This is a genomic window from Methylobacterium sp. D54C, from assembly GCF_053345595.1.
Genome location: NZ_JBKFAK010000011.1, coordinates 70,811 through 85,065, shown reverse-complemented (window position 1 = coordinate 85,065; position 14,255 = coordinate 70,811). Strand labels below are relative to the sequence as shown.

Here is a 14,255-nt window from a genome sequence, read left to right as displayed (position 1 = left end):
GGGGCGTTCCGGCGGTCCAATCCATCAATGTGCATCGGGCCCGCGCCGAAGCGATTCTGGCTCGGTGCATCGGGCCCGCGCCGAAGCGATTCTGGCTCGCCTGAAGGAGGCCGGCATCGAGCGCGCTCGCATGCACGCATTCGTCGATTGAGCCTCATCGAAAACAAAGCGGCCGAGGAAGCGCTTGCCCGCGCCCCTCGGCCTGATCAGCCTCACCCCCGAAATGAGATGAAAGCCATGCCTGCCAATAACACGAATCGGATTGTTGCCAATGGCGGACCGGTCACGGCCTCCGTGAGGACGATACGCGACGCACAGGATTTGCCCTGGCTCTCGGATGGCTCTGACGCGCAGGAGAGGCGTGCTGCCGCCTATGAGGCTAACCTGGCCCTGCAAGAGGGCTTCCACGATCGAGCTGAATTGCTGGAATTGTCGACGGCGGCATATCGCGGCCCGGTCGAGTTGGCTCGCCGGATTCGCGAGACCGAATTCGGCAGCAAGGGCTTTCCGAAGCGGAGATCGTTCGGCGCCTACCTCGCGCACCTCTTTGGCGATGAACACGGCCCTGATGGCGAGTATGCGAGCGCCTACGTCTACGCGCTCCAGGCTATTCGCCCATTCATTTGCAGCGTTCATTGAGGGGCCGGCCATGACATATCCGAAGCGCACTTCGCCCGAGACCGCTGGACCTATCGGAAAGCCGGGGCAAAGCATCCGCGGCGGCTTCCTGATCGCACGGCGCCACAAAGAGTCCGGGATCCTGATCCGGATTGCGAGCCGGCCATTCGAGCACGCCAGTCTCGAGGAGGCCGAGGCTCAGGCACGGCTTCTGGCCGAGCGGCACGATGACGAGTTCACCGTGTTCGCTCAGGTCACCTCGGTAATGCCTCCCGTCCGAGAAGTGGGCGAGCCATCGCCGGCAGCGCCACCGCTGCCGGTTCCCCCGCTGGCGCCTCGCCCAGCTTTCATTGTCGAGCGCCGCGTCTCGCGCAGCCGGAAGTCTATAGGAGCCGCCTGATGCCTCGCACCATGGGCACCAACTCCCCGCGTCGCCTGAGGCGCGCAGAGGCGACGCGCATTGTTCGGAGCAGCCTGCATTTCGTTTATGGACCACCGGATGAGGAGCGCCGGTTCGGCCACGAGATGGGCACTGCCGCGGTCCGTTATGATCCCAGCGATCGGGCAGAACTGGTTCGGATCCTCGACGTACTGAAGCGGGGCCGAGGCGATGCTCTGATTGAGCTGCAGCAGGCCGCGCATATCCGAGGTACGCCGTCCGGCCGGGTCCGCCGGGATCTGTTCGCCGCGCATATGTTCGGTGGCGCCCGGGGCAGCATCCAAGGCGACTATGCGTCCGGGTATTTCGGGGCGATCGCTTCCGTCGAGCATCACGTGCGCTCGTTAGATTGAGCAGCGCATCTGAGTGCGGCCGCCTTTCACGGGGCGGCCGTTCCTGTTTACCGCCTTCGTCGGGTCGGCCCTTCAGACAGAGAGCGCTGCATGACCGCCGGCCTGGAGACATTCGCCAAAGTGCGCCGGCTGCACGACCGGACCACCAACCCAGGCGAGAAGGCCGCCGCGGCGAACCGCATGGAGGCATTGGCGCGCTCCGCCGGAATGACCGTGGCTGAGGCCCTGTCCAAATTGGACAATACCTCGTCCGGCAAAGGGAAGGGGTTCGCCGACTTCTTCGATACGTCCCCATTCCGTGACGCCAAGGCGCGGCGTGATAGTGAGCGTGAAGCGCGCTGGCGCGAGGTGCTGGCGGAGTACGGATCCGAAGCGGCGATATTCGAGCCGACCGAATGGGAGCGCGCCCTCGACGCAGCATGCGCTCGTTTCGTGGCACGAGGCAAAACCACCGGTTGGCCTCTCGGCAGCCTGTCGGGTTGGGACCGATTTGGAGATCCGCCGGGGCATATCGCCGAGGCCGTCTCGAACGCCTATCCAATGCCGGCCAACGTCCACGAGGCGTGGTCCGAATTCCAGGCATGGGAGAAGCTGGGTCGAGATCGCGAGGCACGCGGGACCGGTTGCGGTGACCATTCGGCGCCCGTCGACGCGCGTCGGCGCCTCATTGAACGGATGCTGGACACCCTGCCGTCCCATAGCCTCAACGACGTCCAGACCCGCATGTCCTGGCTGGAATGGCGCAACGAGCTGGGATCCGCCTCCGATCAGAAGGGGGATCGCGTGCGCCTCGCAACCCTGCGCGCCGATATCGAGCGCATGGGCCAGCGGCTTCGTGAGCAGGATGCAGGCGCCTCTGGTAATTCAGATCCGAAAGCTGCCGGCCCTGTCCATTCTGGACACGCGCACCGTCCAAGCTGCGCCGAACGGCACGCGGCTATTCGTGCGCTCCTAGCTGAGGGCCATGGCGATCGCGAGATAGCGCGGCGCCTCGGCATCTCGCCAACCACGGTCGGCACCGTCCGGCGCGCTACCCAGCCGGAAGGGATGGCGGGTGGCGATTAAGGAATGCCCGTCAGGGGCGCCGGACCGCATTGGTCGTAAAATCCCGAGAAATGAGCAGAGAAAAAAACGGGGTCGCCGGAAATGGGGCCCGTGCGGCGGTCCTCCGATCAAATGCGGTAGGCAGCCGGCGGCTGAATTAGCGAAATGCACGGGCTCGAATTGGGCCCGCCGAATTAGGTCAGCCCGCAATTAATTGCTGATCGAATTGGAAGTGAATTGGCGCTCGGCAAATGCGTTCGAGTCGATTCCCCAAGCATGGCGCGACAGCAATTGCTCTCATTGTTAGGTTGGTGCCTCAGTTGCGTAACGAGGACACAGACCATGGCCCGGAAGCCGCCGAAAGTCCGAATGATGCAGCCTCGATTGAAGGCGATGGATCATCGAACTGTGAAGCCAATAAACCCCAGGACCTATGCGGCGCGGCGGAAAGCTGACCCCGCAATGGCATTCTACGGCACCAGTGCGTGGCAGACGATGCGCAAAGAGGTGGTCGAAGAGCGGGGCTACCGCTGCCAGGACTGTGGGACCGTGCCGTCGCGGATCTATTGCGACCACGTCGTGGAGCTGAAGGACGGCGGCGCGCCGCTCGATAAGACGAACATCCGCCTGAGGTGCGGCAGCTGTCACACCTCAAAGACTCTGAGGGCCCGGGGCGAGCGCATGGGGCTGCTGTAGGCAAAGGGGGAGGGGGCGGGTCAAAAGTCCAGAGCCCCCTTAGGGCCCCCATCACACTAGGTGCCATGCAGATTTATTTTTTCCGGCAGCCTGGAATTTCCGACCCTAATTCGAATTCCGGGCCGCCTATTTGGCCATTTTTCCAATTCCCGGATTTCGGGCGCGACGGGGGGTTTTATGCGGGCCCGCGCCAGAAACGAATTGCGCTGCTCATTGGACGAGGCTGCCCGTGCGGCATGCCGCCAATTTCCGGAATTCCGCCGAGCGCCTTCCCGATTGCGAGTGCGCGATTTCGACGGCTCGCGCATTTGCGCACTTGCAGGAATGCAACCGAAGCGCAAATGTGAGCGCATGTCGTTCGAATTCGCCTATCGGTTCAAGCAGGACGCCCCGCGCTCGAGATTTCGGGATCTCGATGACGTGGTGCTGCTGGCTGCCGCGGTGAGTGATGATGGCGACACGATCCCAGCCGGCACCGAAGGTACGATCGTCAGCGTGCACGGCGATGGCACGAGCTACGCTGTGGAATTCGCCGAACCCGAAGGCGCGCTGGTGACGGTTCTGCCGCAGCAGATCCGCGCCGTCACCGAGACGGCTCGTTGAGCGGGACCAGCGTTCCCGTCACCTTCCTAATCGACGGCCCAAAGATCACCGCCTACCTACTCAACCCGCAACACGCGCGCGGTGGCTCCAAAGCGAAATACCTGCTGCGGTTCGGCTTCAAGCTGGCCGAGCCTCATGTTCTGGCTGATGCGCTGGCCGCACACGCGCTCGGTAACCTACCAGGCACTGTGCAGCCGCAACCCATCGGTCCCAACCGCATCAGGTTCGAGGGCGTCGTGCGGGCACCGGACGGCCGCGACATGCCGCTGGCAACGGTATGGGAAGCGAACGAAGCGAATGGCGAGCGCACCATGCGCTTCATCACCGCCATTCCGCTGACCCGGTGACAAGACCACACCGGGAGTCTGGTGGTGGATCAAAGGCTCGGCCCCGCCCTGATCTGCTCACGGTGCGGGGGGAGCCTCCGATCTCACCAGCGATGAGCCGGAGCCGATACGCAACGCGGCTCGCGGATGAGAATGCCCTGGGCGGGTTAGCTCGAGGTCAACGCTGTGGCGGCCGGCCGGATGGCCTCTGGCGATCTCGAGCGCGCAATAGACGAGCCGCCCAATCCTGTGTCGGCGCCGCCGTACGACGCTCAAGAGCACTCGTGCGGGCCTTCGGGAGGGCCGTTGCCTTCCGGCCAGCACGCAGCTCGGTCAGGAGGTCCAAAGCCCAGCGAGTGATGCCTTGAGCGGTTCCCTTGGCGAACCCATTCAGGAAGACGTCGGTGAGGTGATCGAAATCGGGCATTGTTCGAGTCCTTCGGGCACAAAAAAACCCGCCTCGAACGAGAGCGGGTTGCACGTGCGATAGGGCCGGCGCCGAGCGCACCAGCTTGGATGAGGTACGGTCGCACAGGCTCGGCCCGCAATTGCAGGCTGGCGTCAGCAGGTTTTCAGGACTTGTCCCGATCGGCGGCTATTGCGCCTGCACGTCTCGCGACGATGGCTTAATCGAGCGTTTCGCCCGTCGGGTCAAGCAGCGCTGAGCCAGAATGCCAAAACTCAGCGCGGACTGGCAGCACGAGGCACAGGCAGACAGCGTATCGCGGTGTCAGCAATTCACCTCTTGCCCGCAACGTGAATGGCTCAGGGTGACTACGAGCCTCCGATCAGGGCGGCTGCACGCCAGCAGGATTGATCCATCCGAAGCTGGAAGGCGCACCACGCGCATAATGCTGGTCTCGACTAGGTTCACGGGTGCCTGTCCCGACACGCCGCCCGCCTCAGCCAAGAACCCGAGGCATTGTCCGAATTCCATATCGTAGATCCGGGACTCGCCCATCGCGAGGGTGTTGAAGGGCGCTAAGCCCGCTGCAGCAGGAATGACTTGAGCAGGCTCTGCGGCAACAGCCACTGTTGGCCTACCCTTCAGGAAGATCGGCGCGAGCACCATACCCAGCCCGAACACAGCCAAAGCCGCATAGCCGGTAACGTGGTTCTCCCGGCCATCTCCATGCTCTCGGATGGCATTGGCTACGCCTCCCACCATCAGGAAAAACCCCAGGATCCCGATCAGCAGCATGGCCTTGCCTCCGCTTGGTCAGCGTCGGGCATCTGGCTGAGCGACCGGTAAACCAGTCCGGTGCTTTTCGACTTCAGGTTAATCAGGGTGCGCCGTTCCGTTGAGTTGAATTTTTATTCGGATTATGCGATACGGTGTGTAATTATTTTTGAGGCCGCCGAGTAGCGTAAAGGTGGGCTCCTATGTTCGACATCTACCGAGACGGCGTCTGCCTTGGGTCCCTGATTCCGATCGGGACTGGCATCATCGCACGGGACACCACCGGAATGCCGGTCGGTCACAATTCGGCGACCTCGCGGCAGCCATCGCTCGTCTGCTGCGGTCGGTGACCGCATGACGTACCTTCAGGTCCGCGCGGTCCGCCGCATGCCTTCCGGTGACCATGCGCCATTCCTGGCAGGCCTCGCCCGCCGGCACCTCGCCGTGCTGGAGGAGATCGGCCCTCAGCCTCGCCCCGCAGAGCCGGTATCCACCACGTACCAGCGCCGCCATCGTCGCGAACTCGATCAGCTCCAGACTCTCGCCCGTGTGTTGAGCCTCACAGTCTTGGGGGTGAGCGATGCCTGATAAGCCGGACCGTATCGTTGCGGAAATCCCGAAGTCCGCACGGGAGGCCGTCCGTGTGATCCTGCGCGAGAAAGCCGGGCAACTCGGGGCGGATCTCCGGATAGCCAGCACTACGGGCCGTGGCCCTATGAGGGAAACGCAGAAGGGCATCAGGATCCCAGCCGCTCGGCTCGGCGAAGTGATCGATGCCCTTCGCGAGGTTCAACGCCTCGCCAGCCGGCTGACGGCTGACAGCATCCCTCGATCAGAAAGCTCTTAGAGGGCCGGAACCCGCCGGCGAGCCCGATTAGGATGAGCGCCCGGTCCCGGACATCGCCCAACCCATCCCGGCACGTCGCCACCACGCGCTTTCCGAGAGGAACGGTCGGTGCCTCGACTTGGCGCGGTACGACCCCCTTGGATCGCGTGAGGCCAGCCATCACGTCCCGGATCACTGGGTGGCGGGTGTCGAGGTAGTGCCCAGCCCTTTTGATGAGTAAAGCTGATGCCGGCGAGCCGCCGGGAAAGGCTCGGCATCGCGTGCGTATCAGCGTGCGCGGTGAGGTGGGATCGATCGGCGCCGGCGCCGCTGGGAGCGCCGCGGGCCTGTGAGCGGCGCACCAGGTGGCGAACTGCCGCCAATTCGCGCGGCAGGCCTGTCTTCTCGCCGGGGTCTACGCCGCCTCCGCCAGCCCCGCAGCGCGGGCGCCAAGAGCTTCTACGCCAAGATGCCCGATTAGGATGGAGCTGAAATCAATATAATTGGGCGCTCTTGTCACGATCTGTCCAGACAGATCAGAATTCGGACAAGCGCCCAGCCCTGAAAACTGCGTTAAGGTATCCAACCGACTCACTGTGTCGGCACTCTGGGAGTTCGCAATGAGATACCCGGATCCCGTAATACCGCTTCTGAGATCCCTGGCCAACAAAATCTCTAACAAGAGCCCGGATGAGATATATGACACACTTATCAAAGTTCTTTGCAGAGATTGCCCATTCCCCTTCAACAAGTCTGAACAGGCTCAATTGGAAGTTATAGATCTTGGAGGCCAAGATACGCCATTCCCGCTCGGCTTCGTTTTGGAAGGGGATAGGTCGCCTTGGAACTTCCAGGCTCAGCTGAAGCAGGGCGAGGGGGAAGCTGCGGCCTCGACCAAGAGGCTCGGCAGGGCCACGTACAGGGCGAACCAGATCGGTCCAACCGTGACCATTACGGCCTCCGGTCAGCTTCCAAACGCGAACACAGGGGTGCGGTTGGAGCAACTCGCCTTCCTCATCTATCCGCCAATGTTCGGGCTTTTCTTCTACGAGCCTCGTCTCGGGAACGTGGAAAAGCAAGATTTTCCCGCCGAAATCACCTTCCACATTGGCAGCACCCTTCAGACCGTCACGATCGTCGATGCGGACGGATATCACACGGTCGAGGTGGAGAACTTTTAGATCCAATACCGGGAAGGGGCAGCCGCCCTCACCGACGCTGTCCTCAGATACCGTTCGCTTGTCGGAAACTCGGAGCGCGGGCCACACCGTCTGCGCGACCGCGCGGGCACCAATTTTCAGAGAGTCAAAACACAATTGAGGAAAAACTGATAAGGTAATGACTCGCGCCAGACTTGCTCAGACACAAAAAATACAACCCACTAATTGAACTCAGGGGACCAACATGACCAAAACGATGTGGGTATACAGAGAGAATGGCACACTTCAGTGTCATCCAGAGATAAGAGGCATTAGTCTGGAGGAATTGAAGGGGCAGCTCGGAAAAATCGCCGGCGCAGAAAATATTTTGTCTCAGGAAGAACGCACTCTGCCTGTGATGATCCCAGCGGTTTGTGGTGCAATGACAGGTCGTGTGAATGCCTATGAATTGAATGAGATGGGCACTTACATGCTGTTCCACGGCTTTGTGGGTCCAATGGGTTTCAAGCCATGGATTTGGAGCAATCCCAATCAATCGATGGCTTTCGCCAGTGGCGAAGATCCGTTTGCATACAATAGACTATTACACACCGACGATCATGATAAAATGGGAAATGCGTTCCTTAACATCATTTCCACTGCCACATCCGCGGGAACTCAACCCACTACCATAGCTGAGTTGAGCGGACGTCTAAGCAGGTACTACAAACAAGGAGATATGATTACTTTGGATTACAGACCAGAGCGGGTGAACACTGAGGTTAATGATAGCCATACTATTCAACGTATTTGGTTCGGATAATTTAATATTCTGCCGGAGCTGACAGAATACAAAATAAACTTATAGGAGGAAAAGTTGAACGTTGCCACAGATACACTGACAGATTTTCTGTCAAAAATTGCAGCTGAAGTCTGCAATAAAACTGAAGAACAGGTTTTTACTCAGCTGCAAAAAATCTTCTGTAAGGATTGTGTATTCCCGATGGCTGAGAACGAAAGCGGAGCATTCCCAGCAGAAACTCGCGTAATGCTTATCGGGGGTTCAGATAATCCATTTCCACTTTCAATACGTGCGATGGGAGGATCGGATGACCCGTTCCCACTGGGTCAACCAATATTTGCCATATTGGTTTGCAGCAATCCGAATCAAAATAGGAACAACAATATCGGTGATTGCGCGAAGTTGATATTGGAATCAACCAAAAGCTTGAATGATCACAATATACCATGCGCTGCTGCTGTATTGGGCTTCGATAGCGGAAACGCATAATTGATTGTTGCCGGCGCTTGAAGGCCAAGCGCCGGCGAAAGATTAAGATGAAGGTCTTTTCTGGAAGCAGACATTCAGCTTCCGACTATAGCAGCCGGTGCGCACGCCTTCGGCTTAGTTACTCGTAGCTCATGCAACAGATGCAACGGCGAGGACGGTCCAATAGGGCAAGCCCTTATGGAACGTCCCGCCAATTCGGCTTCGTGGTTCCAATTAAGTTCAATTGCGTTTTGGAACGCGGGCGGGAACTACGCCTAGAAGCCTATTGGAACGGATCGCCCCGTGATCGGTGGATATGTCCGCGTCAGCACTCTGGAACAGGAAGCTGGCCTGGAGGCTCAGGTCCGAGACCTGACCACCCTCGGCTGCGAGAAGCTGTATCGGGAGCAGGTGTCATCGGTGGCACCCCGGGCGCAGCTCAACGCCGTGCTCGACTTCGTTCGTGAGGGTGACACCCTCGTGGTGACCAAGCTGGATCGGCTCGCCCGGTCCGTCACCCATCTCGGCAGGATCATCGAGGTCCTCGAGGCGAAGCGGGTTGGCCTGCGCATCGTCAACCTCGGCGTCGACACGTCGACTCCCACCGGCAAGCTGATGCTCAACGTCACGGCCGGCGTCGCACAGTTCGAGCGGGAGATGATGCTGGAGCGCCAGCGCGAGGGTATCGCGAAGGCCAAGGGCGAGGGTCGGTACAAGGGCCGGAAACCGACCGTGCAGGCGAGAGCGGCTGAGATCGAGGCGTTCGCCAGCCAGGGCCTGAGCATGGGCGCCATCGCCGCGCACATCGGGATCGGCAAAGGATCGGTACACCGAGTGCTCCGCCCAAATAAGCAGTAGATCGGTTTGTAATTCCAGCCAAAACTATTGAGATAATGGAGGGAATGTTCGCCTAGATAAAAGATAAGCATCGTCGTTCATAAACGGGAAAAATAGCTCATCTAAATAAGGCACATCTTGATCATGGTTATGGCATTCATGCCGCATGTGCCAAAGCGTATAATACAAATATCGACAAAGACGAGCTCCGTATAAGTTTCCATATTTACGAGTTATTTCTGTAATGCCAGTATGATACGAAGCGGAAAAGACATCATTAAGCGGTGTTCCGTCCTCAGCAGTATGACGAACTATACGAAACTCAGATGTTGCTCTATGTACGATTTCAGCATTAAAGCGGATTTTTTGCTCTCTTTTGGGAGTCGGGTGCAGATCTAGTATAGGGACTCCAACGGTATTGAACCAATCTTTAATGGGGTCGATACTCGCGGCGGCTTTTTTGCTTTTTACAAGCAGGTCAAGGTTGTAGTATCGTGTTCCTTGCGCAAATCTGCTCATAAATTCAACGATTAACATTTCAACGCTGCCGGCAACAACGTCACTTTCTCCGGCTGGCGCTTCATATTTAATTTGAATTTGCTGCGCGTGCTCGAACAGCGTCTTGATATTATGCCTCAGGTCCCTCAGATGATTGTCGGTGGGAAATTGTTTATTCTCGATCAGATACGCCATTATGTATATAAGCTTCAGCATCCGCTCTAAGCCGACGCTGAAACTGAAAAAGGCATGTCCGTACAGGCCTGGCGTGGCGTAGTTCGCCTTGCGGATAGCTGCTAGTCCGGCACTAATGGAATTGCCCGCAATACCAGCTTCTCTCAGCAGCGCGAGTTGGTCGGGGTTCCACATGACGGGAACCTGGACGTGTCGCGTCAGCGTGTCAAAACCCAAACTGGCCAACTACCTCGAAGGCCTCCGCCTGATCCGGGCTAGAGCTTCACGATATGTTCTGAGGTCGCCGCTGGTCTGAGCCGGCGCCGCGACATGCCATAGGGCAGCCTGAGACAGGGCCGGCTGCGGGCACCTCACCGGATCACCGGAGGCCCGCGCATGTCGGCCGAGACCCACACCCGCTCAAGACCGGGGCGCAAGCCGAGCATCGCCGCGCATCCTGCATGCGCCAAGATCGAGCTTGCCCGCGCTGCCGGCGACAGCCTCCAGGTGATCGCGGACCGGTTCGGTGTTGGTCGCGCCAGTGTGGATCGCCATTGGCATGCGTTGCCCCCAGACCGCCGAGCCCGTCTCGCCGAACTGGCGATCGAATTGCGAGAGTACGAGACCCGCATCCGTGAGGCCTACGCCGCCCTCGTCACCCTTCCGAAGCCCCCAAGCGCGGCGGCCCGCCGGCGCATGGTCGCCGACACAGTGGCGCGCGCCCATGTCGGCTGAGCTCCTACCCCGCACACGAGCTGATGCGCGGAAGGCCGACGCCGTCTTTGGACGAGATGTGGCGGAGGCGGTCGGGCGCGCGATCCTGGACTGCCCGGACAGCGAGCGCACGGAAGCCTTCATCGACAGCCTGCTGGCCCCCGCCATGAGCGGGATGGAGGCGCCGGCAGACCACTACGCTGCCGCGGGCGTGCCGCCACTGCTGGTGATGCGGGTCAAGACCAGCTTCCTGCGCACCCTACGCGACCGCACCGCCCTGATGCGCCTCGCGGCCATGGCCGCCGACTCAGCGAGAACACCACGGGCGGCGCTTTCTCCCGGCTGAGCGCGAGCGTCCAGCAGCAGGTGACGGCTGCGGCGGAGCAATACGGCAGGATCCCAGCGGCCATCATCGCCGCCGTGGCCGAGAAGGAGTCGAGTGGAAACCCCAACATCGGTCCGACCCGGGTGCGCAATAGCCGGGGCCTGCCCAGCACCTCTGCCTATGGCCTCGGCCAGATCACCATTGGCACTGCGCAGGCTGCAGTCCGTGGCGGATATCTCCCGCCCGGTTTCGATCGGACGGATCCGGAGCAGGGTGCGGCGGGTATCGGCGGCGTGCTCTCCATGAAGCTCGACCAAGCCGGCGGTGACCTCGCGAAGGCCCTGCAGAGCTACTACGGCAGCCGCGCCCCCGGGGCGAACCAAGCCTACGCCGCCGACGTGCTCCGGCGGGCTGGCCAGATGGGTGACGCCTCGACCTTGGGGCAGGTGCGGGAGGCGGATGCCAACGCTCGGGCGCTCCAGACCGCCAACGACAACCTGCGGCTCAACACCGAGCTCTATGGCCGGAATGGGCTTGCGCTAGAGGCGCAGACCACGGCCAACCGGATGCTGTCTGATCAGCTCGCGCGGGGTGTGCCGCTGACCGACGCCCTGCGCGCCAGCATTGATTCCTTCGCGACCAGCTCGGCGACTGCCGCCCAGAAGCTCAAGTTGGTCCAGTTCGCCAGCGATACGGGCTTCGAGCGCGAGCAACTCGGGCGCGACCGCTACGATCAGGCCGCCTACAGCCGGGCGCGCTCGACCGTCGGCGACACGACCTCGCCCGGCGCACAGGCGGTGATCGACCAGTCCCGGTCGAACCAGTATCTGAGCGACGCCCGGAGCACGCTGACGGACGCGGCTAGCGGCTTCGCCACGGCGCTCTCGCACGGGGAGAACGCGGCCAAGGCTTTCGGCAACGCGCTCAGCCGGATCAGCGACAAGCTGCTCAGCGGGCTCGTCGACTCGCTCGTCGGCTCGCTCTTCAAGAGCGGAGGCGGCGGCCTCGGCTCGCTCTTCGGGTTCGCCGATGGCGGCTACACGGGCGACGGCGGGAAGTACCAGCCGGCGGGCATCGTCCACGCGGTGAGTACGTCATGCCGGCCAACGTGGTCCGCCAGTACGGGCGGGGCTTCTTCGACTGGATCAGCGGGGTGCGGGGCTACGCGGACGATGCCTTCGTGGCCATGCCACAGGTCTCGGCGCCTGTGCCTCCAGTGCCCACCGCGCCGGCATCGGCACAGGCCGCGCCCGGGCAGGTCGCCGTCTCGATCGACGCGCGAGGCGCGCAGGGAATGCCGAGGTGCAGGCTGCGATCCAGCGTGGCGCCGCCGCCGGCATGTCTCAGGTCCATGACCACATCGAGCGCAACATCAACGGGATCGTCGCCAACGGCTCGCGGCGTTACAGAAGGTTAGGGAGAGACACTTTTCCCGTTAGGTGAACGGCCGACCTCAGCGGCGCAGTTCGTTGTAGCGGTTCACGAGGTGGCGAATCTGGCAGTTGGCTAGAGAGAGGTCCCCACCGTTACCGCCGGTCCGGCCAACCTCCGCGGCGGCCTCATCACACACGACCTTCGTGTAGTTCTCCCAGGCAGCCTGCCCCTTCAGCACGGCCCGTTTCCCTTCATTGGCGCGTTCGGCTCCCGACATCCCTCCCATGGGCCCTTCAGCAGCAGTGGCCTCGGCATCGGCCACACGCTTCTTCAACTCCGCCCTCACACGGATGCGGAGCGCCTTGGTCTGATCGAAAAGGCAGTTGGACAACTCGACGTACGTCAGGACTACCAGCCACGGCCAAATTACGTCGCTGAATGCGTCGAGCGGAGACGAGAGAGCGTCGCTTGGGTCGCCCCGGCCTATCTCGACGGCCTGGGCGTCCTATCGACTACCGCGGGCCCTGAAGCCCGCGCCGCCCTCGCCCCGAGCGAGGTTGGATGCGCCTAGAGGCGAGAAGCACTATAACCACACCCGCCGCCCACCCACTCAGGGTAAGATCTCAATGATACAGCCGTCGTCCATTAATCTGAAAGTTGATCAGCCAATTGAGGTGCGCAATTCAGTCGGCGCAGTCCTTGGGAAGTTATCGATAGGCAATTACGTGGCAGAGCACAACACCTCTCAACAACCAGGATGGTACAAGTTTTATGAGGCCGATGACAATTTCGTAAAAACAAAACCCGTCGATCGCCTTGCAAATATAAACTTGACAATAGCCACAGATGGGCGAGTTACAATCAATGCTTGAACACATAGTGCAGCACTGATCTGAAAATCTGGGCGGCTAAGGCGGTCCAGATTTTCAGATCGACGATCAGAGGCACGTCAAGCGAACCAGTCTCCTTGGAATTTCCATCGCCCCGGCGAGCCGTAAGGCCCAACCCAGCCTTTGCTCAGCAAACTTATCATCTTGGCGCCACAGCCGCGCATTACACGTTGATAAGCGGTCCATAATTTATTGTGCATATCTGCGGCGGGTCTAATATCGCCTGCCCTACAACCGCATGGATACCGCATCCAACTCTCATTACCTTCCTCAAATGCGGCGAGCACCCACCGATCTCGTCTTCGATACGGCATCAAGGTAGATTTGTCGCCAAGTTGAACAAGTCTATGTGAGCATATATCATTTGCAAGATATCCGTCGGAGACCCAGTTTGGATGCTCATAGATCAAAAAAGATTTAATCATATTTTCGAGTGCGAATGCACAAAGCAAGAAAGTTGCGCGATCAACCTCATCCCAGGTGTGCCGAACCGTTTCTTGCTGTGTGAACTGTAAATAACCCCGGCCTCTCTGGGCGTGGAGCGCCGTAGCTTGATCGTGGAGATTGCTCGCGCTCAAAAGCCATTGGTGGGGATTTGCAGCCATCGCAAATCCCTCACTCTCCGCTTGTGAGAAAACCGGCTTCAGCTTCTTGTTCATGCTGCGCGATGCTGGGCTGTGATTCGGGTTCTTAGCGCAGCTTAGCTCAAGCAGAGGTAGCCACCACGCTGCTGCATCCGACAACGGCGTGAGAACGGATGTCGAATCACTTGCTTGCTGGTTCAGCCTTTGAATGCCTGCAAAAAACTGGCGTTGGCATCGATCGGGCCGACTGAGAGCCGGCGAGCCCTGCAGGCATGGGGGCACCTCGATGGAGGCGCGAATGCCCGGAGAACATTGGCCGAGAGAGGAAATCGAGCTGGTCCGCAGTTTGGCACCCGATTACGAAA

Annotated in this window: 17 protein-coding genes; 13 read left to right on the top strand and 4 right to left on the bottom strand. The window is 60.4% G+C overall.

Translation table 11 applies throughout. From position 1 onward, the window contains the following. Positions 1-147 precede the first annotated feature (147 nt). The 6 genes from ACLBYB_RS20400 (at position 148) to ACLBYB_RS20375 (ending at position 4,100) form a co-directional block, all read left to right on the top strand. Positions 148-639 carry a hypothetical protein gene (locus tag ACLBYB_RS20400; protein ID WP_447699843.1) on the top strand — a complete coding sequence of 164 codons (492 nt, stop codon included), beginning with the start codon at positions 148-150 and terminating at the stop codon, positions 637-639. A 378-nt stretch (positions 640-1,017) separates the two neighbouring features. After that, positions 1,018-1,410 carry a hypothetical protein gene (locus ACLBYB_RS20395; RefSeq protein ID WP_447699842.1) on the top strand — a complete coding sequence of 131 codons (393 nt, stop codon included), beginning with the start codon at positions 1,018-1,020 and terminating at the stop codon, positions 1,408-1,410. Positions 1,411-1,500: 90 nt separating this feature from the next. After that, positions 1,501-2,475, top strand: coding sequence for a helix-turn-helix domain-containing protein (locus ACLBYB_RS20390; RefSeq protein ID WP_447699841.1), 975 nt, complete (start codon positions 1,501-1,503; stop codon positions 2,473-2,475). A gap of 321 nt (positions 2,476-2,796) precedes the next feature. After that, complete coding sequence (locus tag ACLBYB_RS20385) at positions 2,797-3,150, top strand: HNH endonuclease (protein ID WP_447699840.1); 354 nt, start codon at positions 2,797-2,799, stop codon at positions 3,148-3,150. Positions 3,151-3,432: 282 nt separating this feature from the next. Continuing rightward, a complete protein-coding gene (locus ACLBYB_RS20380; protein ID WP_447699839.1) occupies positions 3,433-3,753 on the top strand; it encodes a DUF4926 domain-containing protein in 321 nt (106 codons plus the stop codon). Then, a complete protein-coding gene (locus tag ACLBYB_RS20375) occupies positions 3,750-4,100 on the top strand; it encodes a DUF6883 domain-containing protein (RefSeq protein ID WP_447699838.1) in 351 nt (116 codons plus the stop codon). The genes ACLBYB_RS20380 and ACLBYB_RS20375 overlap by 4 nt, the downstream gene beginning before the upstream one ends. A 709-nt stretch (positions 4,101-4,809) precedes the next feature. Here ACLBYB_RS20375 and ACLBYB_RS20370 read toward each other — a convergent pair. Further along, positions 4,810-5,280 carry a hypothetical protein gene (locus ACLBYB_RS20370; RefSeq protein ID WP_447699837.1) on the bottom strand — a complete coding sequence of 157 codons (471 nt, stop codon included), beginning with the start codon at positions 5,278-5,280 and terminating at the stop codon, positions 4,810-4,812. Positions 5,281-6,705: 1,425 nt separating this feature from the next. Between ACLBYB_RS20370 and ACLBYB_RS20365 the strand changes: the two genes are divergently transcribed. The 4 genes from ACLBYB_RS20365 to ACLBYB_RS20350 all read left to right on the top strand — a co-directional run bounded on the left by ACLBYB_RS20365 (position 6,706) and on the right by ACLBYB_RS20350 (position 9,352). Further along, positions 6,706-7,266: a hypothetical protein gene (locus tag ACLBYB_RS20365; protein ID WP_447699836.1), complete on the top strand. Its 561-nt coding sequence runs from the start codon at positions 6,706-6,708 to the stop codon at positions 7,264-7,266. 223 nt (positions 7,267-7,489) lie between these two features. Beyond that, positions 7,490-8,047 carry a hypothetical protein gene (locus tag ACLBYB_RS20360; protein WP_447699835.1) on the top strand — a complete coding sequence of 186 codons (558 nt, stop codon included), beginning with the start codon at positions 7,490-7,492 and terminating at the stop codon, positions 8,045-8,047. A 54-nt stretch (positions 8,048-8,101) separates the two neighbouring features. Then, a complete protein-coding gene (locus ACLBYB_RS20355) occupies positions 8,102-8,515 on the top strand; it encodes a hypothetical protein (RefSeq protein ID WP_447699834.1) in 414 nt (137 codons plus the stop codon). Between the two features lie 282 nt (positions 8,516-8,797). Then, positions 8,798-9,352 (top strand): recombinase family protein, encoded by a 555-nt coding sequence (locus tag ACLBYB_RS20350; RefSeq protein ID WP_447699833.1) that lies wholly within the window; start codon positions 8,798-8,800, stop codon positions 9,350-9,352. Between the two features lie 24 nt (positions 9,353-9,376). Here ACLBYB_RS20350 and ACLBYB_RS20345 read toward each other — a convergent pair whose 3' ends face one another. Further along, a complete protein-coding gene (locus ACLBYB_RS20345; protein WP_447699832.1) occupies positions 9,377-10,198 on the bottom strand; it encodes a hypothetical protein in 822 nt (273 codons plus the stop codon). 201 nt (positions 10,199-10,399) lie between these two features. Here ACLBYB_RS20345 and ACLBYB_RS20340 point away from each other — a divergent pair, with 201 nt between their 5' ends. The 3 genes from ACLBYB_RS20340 to ACLBYB_RS20330 are packed head-to-tail and all read left to right on the top strand — an operon-like array spanning position 10,400 to position 12,397. After that, the gene (locus ACLBYB_RS20340; protein WP_447699831.1) at positions 10,400-10,738 is read left to right on the top strand and encodes a hypothetical protein; all 339 of its coding nucleotides are present in this window, start codon (positions 10,400-10,402) and stop codon (positions 10,736-10,738) included. A 58-nt stretch (positions 10,739-10,796) separates the two neighbouring features. Continuing rightward, a complete protein-coding gene (locus ACLBYB_RS20335) occupies positions 10,797-11,063 on the top strand; it encodes a hypothetical protein (protein ID WP_447699830.1) in 267 nt (88 codons plus the stop codon). A 20-nt stretch (positions 11,064-11,083) separates the two neighbouring features. Next, on the top strand, positions 11,084-12,397 hold the full coding sequence (locus tag ACLBYB_RS20330; RefSeq protein WP_447699829.1) for a transglycosylase SLT domain-containing protein: 1,314 nt from the start codon (positions 11,084-11,086) through the stop codon (positions 12,395-12,397). 98 nt (positions 12,398-12,495) lie between these two features. On the opposite strand, the gene ACLBYB_RS20325 is transcribed toward ACLBYB_RS20330, so the two are convergent. Next, complete coding sequence (locus ACLBYB_RS20325) at positions 12,496-12,807, bottom strand: lysozyme inhibitor LprI family protein (protein WP_447699828.1); 312 nt, start codon at positions 12,805-12,807, stop codon at positions 12,496-12,498. Between the two features lie 558 nt (positions 12,808-13,365). Continuing rightward, a complete protein-coding gene (locus ACLBYB_RS20320) occupies positions 13,366-13,965 on the bottom strand; it encodes a hypothetical protein (RefSeq protein ID WP_447699827.1) in 600 nt (199 codons plus the stop codon). Positions 13,966-14,255 lie beyond the last annotated feature (290 nt).